Below are 14,219 nucleotides of genomic sequence, written 5' to 3'. Positions count from 1 at the left end.
TTGAAAAAACAGGACATATTATGGAAACAGTAATAAACAATAACCTGATAGTTGGAAGATCAAGAGATATTGGGGGAATGGAAGTAAAAAGAGTTTTACCCCATGCTATTAGACAAATGGTTGGTCCATTTATATTTTTTGATCAAATGGGTCCAAATGAATTTATAACTGACGGGGGTATTGATGTTAGGCCTCACCCTCATATTGGATTAGCAACTTTAACTTATTTATTTTCAGGAGAAGTTCTGCACCGCGATTCCCTAGGGTCCTCAATAACTATTAGTCCTGGTGATGTAAACTTAATGATTTCTGGAAGAGGTATTACTCATTCTGAACGAAAACCTATTAATATAAAGTTACCATATAAACTTTTTGGAATTCAATGTTGGATAGCGTTACCTAAATCGCATGAAAGTATGAAACCTGAATTTCACAATTGTAGTAAGACAGATATACCATCAATAGTTAACAAAACTATGATTGCTAATATAATTTTAGGCTCGGCTTATGGAAAAAAATCGCCACTAAAAAATATATCTAATGGACTTTTTGTAGAGTTAAAGATTAGAACGAGTAGCGCTATAGAGCTACCTAAAGAAGTTGAGGAGATTGCGGTGTATGTTTTATCAGGTCAACTTGAGTATAATAATCAAAAAATACAAGCTGGTGAAATGTTAATTTTAAATAACAAGAGTAATCAGTTAATTAAGGCTGTAGATAATAGCAGTTGTATCTTATTGGGTGGGGATACTGTCAATGAGAAAAGGTATTTATGGTGGAACTTTGTTGCATCAGATATGGAGTTAATAGAATTAGCAAAAAAGAAATGGCGAGAAAAAAATTTTAAAATGCCAATTGATGATAATCAAGAATTTATTCCACTTCCAAATTAGCCTTAATAAGAGCGTTACAAATATAGTTGATATAATTATCTAATTTTAAAGGAAACTTAATGGTTTATATACCAGAACACTTTGAAGAAAAAAATCAAAAAGAAATCCAAAAAATAATTGATAATTTCCCATTAGCTACACTGATTGCTTTTGGATCAAAAGGCCTTTCAGCCAACCATTTGCCTTTTATAGTTGACTATAATAAGCATGGGTCAACAACGTTGTTAGGACACATAGCACTTGAAAATCAATTATTTAAAGAAAATAAAAATAATGATGAGGTGTTAGTTCTATATAAAGCTGAAGACACTTATGTCAGTCCAAATTGGTATCCAACTAAAAAGAAAACCCATAAAGTAGTGCCAACATGGAATTATCAGTCAGTTCATTTTTATGGAAGAATTTTTTTCTTCCAAGATCTAAAATCTCTACTAGGCATAGTAGGAAGGCTTACAAAAATTCATGAAAATAGAAGTGGAGAAAAGGAGCCTTGGAGCATTAAAGATGCACCAAAAGAATTTATAAAACAAAAACTATCTTCAATAGTTGGAGTTAAAATTGAAGTTACAAAAGTTGTTGCTAAATCTAAACTAAGCCAGAATAAAGAAATTGATGACTTTAATGGAGTAAAGAAAAAAATGTTACAAAAGGACAAGCATTCCTTATATAAAGCTATGAAAGATATAAGTTTGAATAGAGAATGATTACTGGAGCTATAAAAGATGTTGTTAAAAGAATATCTCACAGATAATTGTGAGAATGAACAGCTTGCTATTATAATTAATAATTTAGCTGATGCCGCAATATTAATTTCTAAAACGATTAAAACTATAAATAAAATCAGTCAGTCAGAAGTTAATAAAAAGAGTATAAATGTAGATGGTGATCTTCAAAAACCGTTAGATATAAAATCTGATGAAATTATAATTGATTATTTAAAAAAATCTCCAGTTGCAGGTTACGCTTCAGAGGAACAAGAAGGGTTTATTGATTTTAAAAATAATAATGAGTTTATAGTTTTTGCAGATCCTTTAGATGGATCAAGCAACATAGACGTAAATGTTTCTATAGGTACAATATTTTCAATAATGCCAAAAAATAACTTACTACTAGATAAAGCTTTTACTCAATCTGGAGCTAAACAAAAGTCATCTGGTTTTTTTGTTTATGGACCTCAAACAACATTTTTTTTAACATTGGGGAAAGGTACACTTTTATTTGCATTAGACGAAAATATTGAAATGTTTGTTATTATTAATGATGAAGTAAGCATTCCAAAATCAACGTCAGAATTTGCAATAAATGCAGCATATAAAAGGTATTGGAATTCTCCCACTGCAAAATATATCCAAGATTGTCAAGACGGCGAAGAGGGCTCAAGAAAGAAGAATTTTGGAATGAGATGGGTTGGTTCTTTAGTTGCAGACGCAAGTAGAATATTGATAAGGGGTGGTGTTTTTTTATACCCGTCCGATGCTCGAACTAAATATAAAAATGGAAGATTACGTTTAACTTATGAAGCTAACCCAATAGCTTTTCTAATTGAACAAGCTGGGGGAAAAGCTATAAACGGAATCGATGATATTTTAACTGTTCCAGTTAAAAATATTCATCAAAGATCACCTTTAGTTTTTGGTTCTTCAGATGAAGTTATAATTTATAGGAAACATTGTGAAAATTTATAAATTTTTACAAAACATTTATGTAACTTTGATTTGATAAATGTTACTAATATTAGATTATTTTAATTTGAACCTTCTAGGAGAACAGTAGATGCAAGATAAAGCTAAATCTAAAGATAAAAAGTCAATACTAATGGCTGATGCAATTAGATTTTTATCTATGGATGCTGTTCAAGCTGCAAATTCAGGCCATCCTGGAATGCCAATGGGTATGGCAGATGTAGCTACAGTTTTATTTAAAAAAATTATTAATATTAATCCTAAAAAACCCGATTGGCCTGACAGAGATAGATTTGTATTATCTGCAGGTCATGGCTCAATGTTGCTTTATGCTTTGCATTATCTTTTAGGTTATGAAGATATGCCAATTGATAGCATTAAGAACTTTAGGCAGCTAAACTATAACACTGCGGGCCATCCTGAATATGGACACGCAAAAGGTATTGAAACAACTACAGGGCCACTAGGACAAGGTTTAGCAACTGCCGTTGGTATGGCTTTAGCTGAAAAATTATTATCTTCTAGGTTTGGTTCTAATTTAGTTGATCATTATACATATGTAATTGCTGGTGACGGTTGTCTTCAAGAAGGAATTAGTCACGAAGCTATAGAATTTTCTGGTCATTTAAAATTATCAAAATTAATTGTGCTATGGGATGATAATAAAATTTCTATAGACGGATCCACAGGTTTATCAAACTCTGCAAACCAAATCTCAAGACTTAAGGCAGCTGGATGGCATACTCAAACTATTGATGGTCATGATCATGATGAAATTGAAGAAGCAATTATTAACAGCAAAAAATCAAGAAAACCATCAATAATTGCCTGCAAAACTACAATTGGATTTGGAGCTCCAAACTTAGGTGGAACGTCAAAAACACATGGTGCACCATTAGGAGCAGACGAAATAGTGGCTACAAGAAAAGCTTTAGGTTGGTCTAATAAACCTTTTGAGATCCCTGAAGACATACTTGAATTATGGAAAAAAACTACCGAAAGATCACAGAAGATTTTTGAGGAATGGGAAAATAGGTACGAACAAAGTTCAAAAAAGAAAAGATTTAAATTGTTTATAGATAGTGAAATTTCACAATCCTATGAAAGAAAAATGAATTCATTTATAAAGCAAATGAAACAAGAAAAACCTAAATTAGCTACTAGACAATCTAGTCAAAAAACTCTCGAATTAATTAATAAAATTATTCCAAATACACTTGGTGGGTCTGCTGATCTAACTGGATCAAACCTAACTAAAACAAGTGAAATGAAAACAGTTCTTCCTGGTAAATCTTCAGGAAATTATATTCATTATGGTATCAGAGAGCATGCCATGGGATCTATTATGAACGGTATTTCTCTTCACAAAGGTTTTATTCCCTATGGTGGAACATTTCTTGTGTTTAGTGATTACATGAGAGCATCTATACGACTCTCGGCATTAATGTCTCAAAGAGTAATTTATGTATTAACGCATGATTTAATTGGATTAGGTGAAGATGGACCAACTCATCAACCCGTAGAACATTTAGCAATTTTACGTGCAACTCCAAATTTAAATCTAATAAGACCTGCAGATATTGTTGAAACGGCAGAAGCTTGGGATATAGCTCTTAAAACAAATGGACCCACTGTCTTAGCGCTATCAAGGCAAGGACTAAAAGCTTTTCGATCTGAAAAATCTTCAGATAATAAAGTTTCAAAAGGTGGTTACATTTTAAACGATATTTCGTCAAAACGAGATTTAACTCTAATTGCAACTGGTTCTGAAATTGAAATTGCAATGGAAGCGTCTGACCTCTTAAATGCTGAAGGCATTAAAGCTGCAGTTGTTTCTTTACCCTGTTGGGAATTGTTTGATAAACAGGATGAAACATACAGAAAAGATGTTTTAGGAAACTCTCCAAGAATAGCTATTGAAGCGGCGTGTGATATGGGATGGAGTAAATATATAGGTGATAAGGGTGTTTTTATTGGTATGAAAAGCTTTGGAGCTTCTGGTCCAGCAGATCAACTCTACAAACATTTTGGAATTAACTCAGAAGCTATAGTAAAACAAGCAAGATCAATAATTAAATAATAAAAACCAAAATCTGATTAAGAAAATTATAACGATGACCTCTTTAATTAAAAGCATAATTAATGAAAATGTTCATGATAAAATAGTGTTTATAAGAGCTGATCTAAATATACCTATGTCAAATGGAAAGGTTTTAGATCATACACGTGTTGAAAGATTGATACCAACTATCAACTTTTTGAAATCATCTGGCGCAAAGATAGTCATATGTAGTCATCTAGGTAGACCAAAGGGAAAATATAATAAAGAATTCACTTTAAAGCCTTTAGTAGAAATTTTATCAAAAATTTTAGAAACAAATATTCACTTCAGCAACTCTTGTGTGGGTCAAGAGGTTTTGGATATAAAAATGATTTTAAAAGCAGGTGAAATTCTTTTACTTGAAAATGTTCGTTTTCATGAAGAAGAAACTAAAAATGACCTTAGCTTTGCAAAAAAATTATCTGAAGGTTGTGATATGTTTGTAAATGATGCTTTTTCATGTTCTCATAGAGCTCATGCAAGTTTACATGCAATTACAAATTTTCTACCTGCATATTCAGGTGTGCTGCTAGACCAAGAAATGGAAGCTCTTACATCTGTTTTAAGTTCTCCAATCAAGCCAGTAGCGGCATTGGTTGGTGGTGCTAAAATTTCTACAAAAATAAATATTATTCAATATTTAATAACTAAGATGGATTATTTAATAATTGGTGGCGCGATGGCGAATACTTTTCTTGTTGCTCAAGGCTTGGATGTTGGCAAAAGTCTTTTTGAAAAAGACTCTGTGTCTGTTGCGAAATCAATTTTAAACAAAAGTAAAAAATTAAATTGTGAAATTATACTTCCTATCGATGTTGTTGTATCAAAATCTTTTGAGGCAAGAGGAAACACTAAAATAGTATCATCTGATATGATACCTTTAGACATGATGGCACTTGACGTTGGTCCAAAGACAATCCAAAAAATAGGCTTCATTTTTCACAATATTAAGACCTTATTATGGAATGGCCCACTTGGAGCTTTTGAATTAGAACCTTTTGGAGAAGGTACTTTTTCATTAGCTAAAACAGCGTCAAGTTTAACTACCAGTAACAAATTAGTTACTGTGGCTGGTGGAGGTGATACATCGTCTGCTTTAAATAAAGCTGGTGTTGGAGATACATTTACATATATTTCATCAGCTGGTGGTGCTTTTCTTGAGTGGTTAGAAGGTATAGAGTTGCCAGCCATATCAGTATTGAGTAATAATAAGTAATTATATTTTTTTGAGAGGAAATAAAATGTCAGTTAGAGTTTCTATTAATGGTTTTGGCAGAATTGGAAGGAATATTTTAAGAGCTATAATCGAATCAGGTAGAGACGATATTAAAGTAGTTGGAATTAATGATTTGGGCCCTGTAGAGACTAATGCACATTTATTGAGGTACGATACTGTGCATGGGAGGTTCCCTGCAGATGTCAAAGTTATTGGTAATAATATCGATGTAGGTAAAGGATCAATAAAAGTAACATCTATCAGAGATCCAAAAGATCTTCCATGGAAAGAACTTGATGTTGATATTGCTTTGGAGTGTACTGGGATTTTTGCGAGCCGTGAAAAAGCTTCACTGCATATAGAAGCTGGTGCAAAACGAGTTTTAGTTTCAGCTCCAGCAAGTGGAGCTGATTTGACTGTTGTCTATGGTGTAAATCATAATAAATTAACTAAAGATCACTTAGTAGTATCAAATGCTTCTTGTACAACAAACTGTCTAGCTCCAATTGCGATGGTTATTAATCAGGGTGTAGGTATATCTCAAGGTTTTATGACTACAATTCATTCTTATACAGGTGATCAACCGACCTTGGATACAATGCATTCCGATATGTATAGAGCAAGAGCCGCCGCAGGTAATATGATACCAACATCAACTGGCGCCGCAAAAGCAGTAGGTTTAGTTTTACCAGAATTAAATGGAAAGTTGGATGGTGTTTCAATGAGAGTACCAACTCAAAACGTATCTGTTGTCGATTTTAAATTTAATGCTGGGAAATCTACCTCGGTAGAAGAGATTAATAATCTTATTAAAAAAGCTTCTAATAATGAACTTAAAAACATTCTTGGATATACAGATGAACCTCTTGTATCGAGTGATTTCAACCATGACTCACGATCATCAATTTTTCATATGGATCAAACAAAGGTAATGGATGGGTCATTTGTAAGAGTTTTAAGCTGGTACGATAATGAATGGGGTTTTTCTAATAGAATGTCAGATACAGCTGTGGCTATGAGCAAAACAATTTAATTTACTGTTATTATTCTATATTTGAAGGAAATGAATTAAATGAATGAAGTTCTTATTGCGCCTTCAATATTATCTGCCAACTTTGGTTCATTAGCAAATGATGTTAAATTAATTGATGAGGCGGGTGCTGATTGGATACACTTGGATGTCATGGATGGTCATTTTGTACCAAATCTTACGTTTGGTCCTCCAATCATTAAATCAATAAGGAATATCTCCAAAAAACCATTTGATGCCCATTTGATGGTTACTAACCCTGATGACTTGTTGGAAGAATATGTAGCCGCTGGTGTTGATATGATTACTGTCCATAAGGAAGTTACGCCGCATCTTGATAGAACTTTAACTAGAATAAGGGACTTAGGATGTAAAGCAGGTGTTTCGATCAATCCAGGGACATCTCTTTCTGGATTAGAGTTCTTATTAGAAAAACTTGATTTAATACTTGTTATGAGTGTGAACCCTGGATTTGGGGGGCAATCATTTATCAATTCTTCAATAGATAAAATTACAGCTGTTAAAGAATTAATTTCAAGTAAACCTATAAAAATTCAAGTTGACGGAGGTGTAAATAATAATATAGCGCCTCAGGTAATTAAAGCTGGAGCAAATGTTCTAGTTGCTGGGTCGGCTATATTTTCTGGATCAGATTTTAAAAGTTATCAACAAAATATTGCATCACTTCGTTGTAAAATATAAATTATGGAATGTTTCAATTTTAATATAATTTTTGATTTAGATGGAACTTTGGTTCATTCAATTCCAGATATGCATAATGCAATAAATAAAACTTTAACTGAATATAGTTTAGAGAAGATATCTGAAGAAAAGCTACAAACTTTTGTAGGAGAAGGTATGTTGTCTTTATCCAAAAAAGTTGTTGATTATTGTGGTGGTAATCAGCGTTTGTATGAAACCGTATTTAATAGTTACAGACAGAATTATTCTGAAGAGCCTTATAAATACAGTACTTTAATGCCTGGCGTAATGAACGCTCTAGATTACTTTTATAACCAAAAAATTCCTATGGGGATATGTACTAATAAAAGACAATTTGTAACTGAAAAATTAATTAAACAAATGAGTTTAGATAAATTTTTTGACGTTATCATTGGAGCGCAAGATAATATTCCGTTGAAACCAAAACCAGACATGATTCAATTAACAATTAATAAATTTAATTCCACAAAGAGCTCTTTTTTTATGGTAGGCGACACTTCTAATGACGTAGATGCGGCTAAATCTGCAAATATTAAGTCTATTGCTGTTAATGGAGGATATACACACGTAGATATAAATTCTTTAGGTGCAGATTATACTTTAGAAACCATGGAAGAGATTATTGATCTTTTCGAGTCTTTTAAATTGGGTCCCAACTGAAAACATCCCCACTTCTTTCATTAGGTGTCATTGAACTTTTAAGTGACGGGTAAGCCCTCTCAGCTATCTCATGAGGGGTCCAGCCTGTATCAGAATGCACGCTTTTTATAGGTCTGTTTTGATTATATATAAAAAGCTCATTTAATCTTGCACTAAATATTTGTCCACTAACTTCTTTCGCTGCAGCCGAAGCTAGGAAAACAGCTAAAGGAGCATTAGTTTCAGGAGTCATTTTTTTTAGTCTTTCAACCCTCTCTTTTTCAGCCTCCGTAGTTGAAGGAATTGAGTTTGTCATTCTGCTCCAAGCAAACGGAGCGATGCAATTTGATCTAACATTAAACCTACTCATATCTAATGCAATAGATTTTGATAACCCAGCAATACCCAATTTAGCAGCTGAATAATTGGCTTGGCCAAAATTACCTATTAAACCAGATGTACTAGTCATATGAACATATGATCCTGAATTTTGTTCACGGAAATATGGAGCAGCAGCTCGGCTAACGTAAAAACCACCATTTAAATGTACGTTAATAACATTTTCCCAGTCAGATGGGTCCATTTTATGAAAAATTGTATCTCTTAAAATACCTGCATTGTTAATAACAATGTCAATCTTTCCAAATGTATCTATTGCCTTTTTAATAATTAATTGAGCACTTTCCCAAGTAGAAACGCTTTCATTGCTAATAACTGCTTTGCCTCCCTTTTGTGTAATTAATCCGGAAGTCTCTTCAGCTGGAGAATTTGAACCACCTTCACCTGTCAAAGAAACTCCTATATCATTTACAACTATAGATGTTCCTTCTGCAGCTAGTGCTAACGCTATTTCTCGACCAATACCCCCACCTGCGCCAGTTACAACAGCTACTTTATCTTTAAGTTCTAAATCAATGCTCATGTATTTCTTTCCTAAGTAGTTCAATATTTATAATATAAACTTTTGTTGTTAATTCACCACAATTATTTCGAATAATCTAACTATTGATAATAAAGATTTATATGATATTAACTATGATAAGTGGCCTCGTAGCTCATCTGGATAGAGCGCAAGATTCCTAATCTTGAGGTAACAGGTTCGAGTCCTGTCGAGGTCACCATTCTTCAATATAGAAGAATAACTAGAAATAATGTTTGTTAAAAATCTAATTTAAATCCGTATAAGACAGAGTCTCTTTTTATTTCAAAATAAGAAAAAGGAGTTCTATGATAGGTAATTTTATTATTAATATTTGAAGGATTTATTTGTAGTGATTGTCCATTTCCAAAACCATAAATTAATTTGTTTTTCGACTTAATTTTTAAAGAATGTTTTGAAATTTTCGAAGTGTCTTTGGAAAAACTTTGTGTTGTTTTAGATGATTTGTTTTTTTTTGAATTCCCAAAAGAAAAAATTGATTTTAAATAATTATTTATTTTATCATCGTATTCATAATGATTAAATAATTTGTTAGCAAAATTTCCAATATTATCTGAACTCGCGACTGAGGGATAAATTAACAAACTTACTATAACAAATACTCTATTTAAATTAATTCTTAAAAGGTAACAAAAATTCATAAGGATATAATAAATAGGCTTATTTAAGTGTCAATTTTTATAATCAAAATAAATATGAGTAGAAAACGTATAGAGTATTTTTGATTAAAAAGTTAAATTTAAAGTGGATAAAATTGCTTGTCAAATTATAAACTGTTCTCATATCCGATTGTATAATTCTTTTTTATTATTATATCTTATATAAGTTAGTCATTGTGATAAGATCTAACTCTTACTCAATTTCTAAATATCTAGAGATTAGGATAAATAACATGAACTTTTTTTCAGATTTTAAAATATCTTTTTTAAGAATTAAAAAAGGCTCAATCAGATATAGAAAAGCAGGTAGTGGACTTCCAATATTAATGCTCCATGGCAACCCTCAAACCCATGTAATGTGGCATAAAGTATCTCCAGAGTTAGTAAATAATTATACAGTTATTTGTCCAGATATTCCAGGATATGGTAAATCTTTCAAACCTGCATTATCACATAATCATGAGGGGCATTCAAAAGTTCAAATGGCAGCTGATATGTTAGAGTTTATGACAAACCTTGGTTATGATACTTTTTATATTGTAGCTCACGATAGAGGTGCCCGAATTGCTCATCGTTTGGCATTAGACTTTCCTGGCAAAGTAATAAAAATGATGTTGTTAGATATAATACCAACTGTAGAGCACTTTGAAAGAACTAACATGGATTTTGCGATGGGATACTATCATTGGTTCTGGTTAGCTCAAAGAAGTCCTATTCCAGAGTCAGTTATTAACAAGGCTCCAGAGGAATGGTTTTTTGCACATACTTCTAGAGAAAAAAAAGATAAAGATTTTTTTTCTCCATTAGCTTTAAAGGATTACATTGATTGTATTAAAAATCCAGAAACTATTAATGCTATTTGTGAAGATTACAGGGCTGCAGCAACTATTGATTTAATTCATGATAAGACAACTAGAGAGAATAATATTAAACTTGAAATGCCTATTTTAGTTTTATGGGGTAAAAAAGGTAAAATAGATCAATGGTATGATCCTTTGTCAATTTGGCAAAGTTACTGCACTCAAGAAGTTAAAGGTAATGCGATTGACTCCGGTCATTATTTAGCTGAAGAAAACCCCAAAGAAATTCTTAAAAATATATTACAATTTTTAACATAAAAAGTAACAAAGGTTTATAAATCTAATGGATGAAATTAAAATTAATACAATGGATACAGAATTACCCGTATGGGATCTTTCAGAAATCTATAAAGATATAGATGACCCAAGCATTGAAAGTGATATTAAAATAATAAAAGAGCTATCAGAAGATTTTTCAATTCAGTGGAAAGGAAAAATAAAAGATTTAAATGCTTCAGAATTTTTAAATTGCATTGAAACATACCAAAATATTAGTGAAAAAATTTATAAAATTGGTACTCATAGTAACTTGATTTTTACAACTAATATGGAAGATCCAGAAATTTCAAGATATAATGCTTCTGTCTCGGATAAGCTTACTGAGATATCATCTTTACTAGTTTTTTTTACTTTAGAGTTGTCAAAGTTAGATGATAAAACAGTTAGTGAATGGACAAAAGGTACCAACTCAAGTAAATGGTTGCCATACCTGACTATTTTAAGAAAGAAAAATGATTACCTTCTAGATCCTTTAGTTGAGGAAATGTTGATTGAAAAATCAGCCACAGGAAGGTCAGCATGGGTAAGACTTTTTGATGAGACATCTGCTGCATTACGTTTCCCTTTCAAAAAAGAAATGTTAAGTGAAGCTGAGATTTTAAATTTATTATCAGACCCGCATCCAGAAAATAGAAAATTAGCGGGTAAATCATTGTCAGAAGTTCTTGAAAATAATAAACGTATATTAGGAATGATATTAAATGTCATTTCCAGAGATAGGTATATTGAAGATAATAAGAGAGGCTTTAAAGGTATTGTATCTTCAAGAAATTTAGATAACGATGTAGAAGATGAAGTTGTTAATACGCTGGTTACTACTGTTAATAATGCCATGCCCAAATTGACCCACAGATATTATAAATGGAAAGCTAAACAATTTGGTAAAACCAAACTTGATTGGTGGGATAGAAATGCTCCATTACCTCAAACAACAGATAAATTAATTGAATGGTCAGAAGCCAAAGATATTGTTCTGGGTTCATTTGCCTCTTTTCATCCTGAGATTTCAAAGCTAGCAAGTTTGTTTTTTGAGAATGATTGGATTGACGCTAGCGTTAGAAAAGGAAAAGCATCTGGTGCATTTGCTCATCCATCAGTACCTTCATTACATCCATATGTATTAGTAAATTATCAAGGTAAAATAAGAGATGTTATGACTTTAGCTCATGAATTAGGTCATGGAGTACATCAAATTTTAGCCGCAAAGAATGGATTATTAATGGCTGATACTCCATTAACTCTTGCAGAGACAGCTTCAGTTTTTGGTGAGATGCTTGTTTTTAGAAAACTTTTAGATGAAAGTCATATTGAATTAAAAAAACAACTTTTAGCAGGTAAAATTGAGGATATGTTAAATACTGTTGTAAGACAAATTGGCTTTCATCAGTTTGAAGTTAAATTTCATGAAGCAAGAATAAAATCTGAATTAACGCCAAATGAAATAGGTGATATTTGGATGGAAACTCAATCCCACGCGGTAGGACCTAATATCAACCTTACGGAAGATTATAGAGTTTTATGGGGATATATACCACATTTTGTTCACACTCCATTTTATGTCTATGCATATGCATTTGGAGATAGTTTGGTTAATGCTCTTTGGTATTTATATCAAAAAAGTGATAAAGATATATTTGCTAAAAAATATATTGAAATGTTATCAGCTGGTGGTACCAAAAGCCATAATGAATTATTAAAACCATTTGGTTTGAGTGCTTATGATCAAAGTTTTTGGGATAAAGGCGTATCAATGATTTCTGGTCTAATGGATGAATTAGAGAGTATTTAAACACAAATGAATTTATGATTGGGTTATCTATTTTATGAAAGATAAATATAATATGAATGACGAACTAAGCTCTTCAATGACAGGTGGAAGATTCAAAAGATATGCAAAAGTTACGTCTGCTATGGGCGGTCTAGCTGCTAGATTAGCAGGAGAAAAATATTTAGGTATAAAAATAGATAGAGAACAACATGCTGCTGACTTAAGAGCTGCCCTAGGTGGGTTGAAAGGGCCGCTCATGAAAGTTGCTCAAATTTTAGCAACAATACCAGATGCTCTTCCCAAAGAATATGTAAATGAATTATCTCACCTTCAAGCAGATGCTCCTTCAATGGGTTGGCTTTTTGTAAAAAGAAGAATGAAAGCTGAATTAGGAGAAAACTGGTTAACTCATTTTAAGGATTTTAGTAAAAGTGCTTCTGCTGCAGCTTCTTTAGGGCAGGTTCATTTCGCTGAAGATAATCAAGGTCAGAAATTAGCTTGTAAATTACAATATCCAGATATGGGGTCAGCTGTTCAAGCTGACTTAAAACAACTTAAGTTAATTTTTTCATTATATGAGAAGTATGACAGTGCTATTTCAACTAAATCTATTCATGAAGAATTATCCGATCGTTTAAAAGAAGAGTTAGATTATTCTCATGAAATACAAAATATGAATCTTTATAGACATATGTTGTCTGATTATAATGAGATAACTTTACCTAAACCAATAGATAGTTTGTCTACTAATAGACTTCTTACAATGACTAGAATTGATGGTATGAAAATCATGCAATTCATCTCTGAAAACTCTGGCATAGAAATTAGAAATCAGGTTGCAATGAATATGTTTAAAGCCTGGTACGTACCTTTCTACAAATTCGGAGTAATACATGGAGATCCTCATTTAGGTAATTACTCTATTCGACCTGATGGTGGAATAAACTTAATGGATTTTGGATGTATAAGAATTTTTAGGCCTGATTTTGTAACTGGTGTAATAGAATTATATAAAGCGCTTAGAGATGGAAATGAAGAACAAGCAGTAAATGCTTATAAAAGATGGGGATTTGAAAATCCCTCAAAAGAATTAATAAGTGTATTAAATATATGGGCTAATTTCATTTACCAACCACTATTAGAAGATAAGGTCAGGTTAATTAATCCTAGCGCTTCAGGACAATATGGAAGAGAAACTGCTGAAAAGGTTCACGAAGAATTAAAAAAAATAGGTGGTGTTAAGCCACCTAGAGAATTTGTATTAATGGATAGAGCTGCCGTAGGTTTAGGTTCTGTTTTTATGCATCTCAAGGCTGAAGTAAATTGGTATAGAATTTTTAATGACTTGGTAGGTAATTTTAATGAACAGGAATTGCTAAAAAAACAACAAGCAGCTATTAAAAAATCAGGTTTAACACAGAAACATTGA

General features: G+C 32.1%; 13 protein-coding genes and 1 tRNA gene. 12 read left to right on the top strand and 2 right to left on the bottom strand.

Annotated features, from left to right (window positions below):
* Window positions 1-20 precede the first annotated feature (20 nt).
* From ABXT66_RS09740 to ABXT66_RS09705, 8 genes are all read left to right on the top strand, one after another.
* A complete protein-coding gene (locus ABXT66_RS09740; protein ID WP_443643311.1) occupies window positions 21-893 on the top strand; it encodes a pirin family protein in 873 nt (290 codons plus the stop codon).
* Between the two features lie 59 nt (window positions 894-952).
* Entirely contained in the window at window positions 953-1,597 is a 645-nt protein-coding gene (locus tag ABXT66_RS09735) for an FMN-binding negative transcriptional regulator (RefSeq protein ID WP_443643310.1), read from the top strand.
* An 18-nt stretch (window positions 1,598-1,615) separates the two neighbouring features.
* Window positions 1,616-2,578, top strand: coding sequence for a class 1 fructose-bisphosphatase (locus ABXT66_RS09730; protein ID WP_443643309.1), 963 nt, complete (start codon window positions 1,616-1,618; stop codon window positions 2,576-2,578).
* An 88-nt stretch (window positions 2,579-2,666) separates the two neighbouring features.
* The gene (tkt, locus tag ABXT66_RS09725; protein WP_443643308.1) at window positions 2,667-4,655 is read left to right on the top strand and encodes a transketolase; all 1,989 of its coding nucleotides are present in this window, start codon (window positions 2,667-2,669) and stop codon (window positions 4,653-4,655) included.
* A gap of 34 nt (window positions 4,656-4,689) precedes the next feature.
* On the top strand, window positions 4,690-5,892 hold the full coding sequence (locus tag ABXT66_RS09720; protein ID WP_443643307.1) for a phosphoglycerate kinase: 1,203 nt from the start codon (window positions 4,690-4,692) through the stop codon (window positions 5,890-5,892).
* A gap of 25 nt (window positions 5,893-5,917) precedes the next feature.
* On the top strand, window positions 5,918-6,925 hold the full coding sequence (gene gap, locus ABXT66_RS09715) for a type I glyceraldehyde-3-phosphate dehydrogenase (protein WP_443643306.1): 1,008 nt from the start codon (window positions 5,918-5,920) through the stop codon (window positions 6,923-6,925).
* A gap of 39 nt (window positions 6,926-6,964) precedes the next feature.
* Window positions 6,965-7,624: a ribulose-phosphate 3-epimerase gene (gene rpe / locus ABXT66_RS09710; RefSeq protein ID WP_443643305.1), complete on the top strand. Its 660-nt coding sequence runs from the start codon at window positions 6,965-6,967 to the stop codon at window positions 7,622-7,624.
* A 3-nt stretch (window positions 7,625-7,627) separates the two neighbouring features.
* On the top strand, window positions 7,628-8,305 hold the full coding sequence (locus ABXT66_RS09705) for an HAD family hydrolase (RefSeq protein ID WP_443643304.1): 678 nt from the start codon (window positions 7,628-7,630) through the stop codon (window positions 8,303-8,305).
* Here the strand turns inward: ABXT66_RS09705 and ABXT66_RS09700 are convergent.
* On the bottom strand, window positions 8,286-9,206 hold the full coding sequence (locus ABXT66_RS09700) for an SDR family NAD(P)-dependent oxidoreductase (protein ID WP_443643303.1): 921 nt from the start codon (window positions 9,204-9,206) through the stop codon (window positions 8,286-8,288). The genes ABXT66_RS09705 and ABXT66_RS09700 overlap by 20 nt on opposite strands.
* A 122-nt stretch (window positions 9,207-9,328) precedes the next feature.
* Between ABXT66_RS09700 and ABXT66_RS09695 the strand changes: the two genes are divergently transcribed.
* Window positions 9,329-9,405: transfer RNA gene (locus ABXT66_RS09695), tRNA-Arg, on the top strand.
* A gap of 37 nt (window positions 9,406-9,442) precedes the next feature.
* Here the strand turns inward: ABXT66_RS09695 and ABXT66_RS09690 are convergent.
* On the bottom strand, window positions 9,443-9,808 hold the full coding sequence (locus ABXT66_RS09690) for a hypothetical protein (protein WP_443643302.1): 366 nt from the start codon (window positions 9,806-9,808) through the stop codon (window positions 9,443-9,445).
* 308 nt (window positions 9,809-10,116) lie between these two features.
* Between ABXT66_RS09690 and ABXT66_RS09685 the strand changes: the two genes are divergently transcribed.
* Genes ABXT66_RS09685 through ABXT66_RS09675 form a run of 3 tightly spaced genes read left to right on the top strand, consistent with a single transcriptional unit; the run spans window position 10,117 to window position 14,219 of the window.
* Window positions 10,117-11,001 carry an alpha/beta fold hydrolase gene (locus ABXT66_RS09685; protein WP_443643301.1) on the top strand — a complete coding sequence of 295 codons (885 nt, stop codon included), beginning with the start codon at window positions 10,117-10,119 and terminating at the stop codon, window positions 10,999-11,001.
* A 25-nt stretch (window positions 11,002-11,026) separates the two neighbouring features.
* Window positions 11,027-12,811 (top strand): M3 family oligoendopeptidase, encoded by a 1,785-nt coding sequence (locus ABXT66_RS09680; protein WP_443643300.1) that lies wholly within the window; start codon window positions 11,027-11,029, stop codon window positions 12,809-12,811.
* A 34-nt stretch (window positions 12,812-12,845) separates the two neighbouring features.
* Complete coding sequence (locus ABXT66_RS09675; protein ID WP_443643299.1) at window positions 12,846-14,219, top strand: ABC1 kinase family protein; 1,374 nt, start codon at window positions 12,846-12,848, stop codon at window positions 14,217-14,219.

Origin of the sequence: Candidatus Levibacter sp. Uisw_134_01 (genome assembly GCF_047717795.1) — a bacterium.
Taxonomy (GTDB): Bacteria; Pseudomonadota; Alphaproteobacteria; order Puniceispirillales; family Marisalimonadaceae; genus Marisalimonas.
Note: the sequence above shows the minus strand (reverse complement) of the source record. Positions and strands in the feature narration are given on the sequence as shown.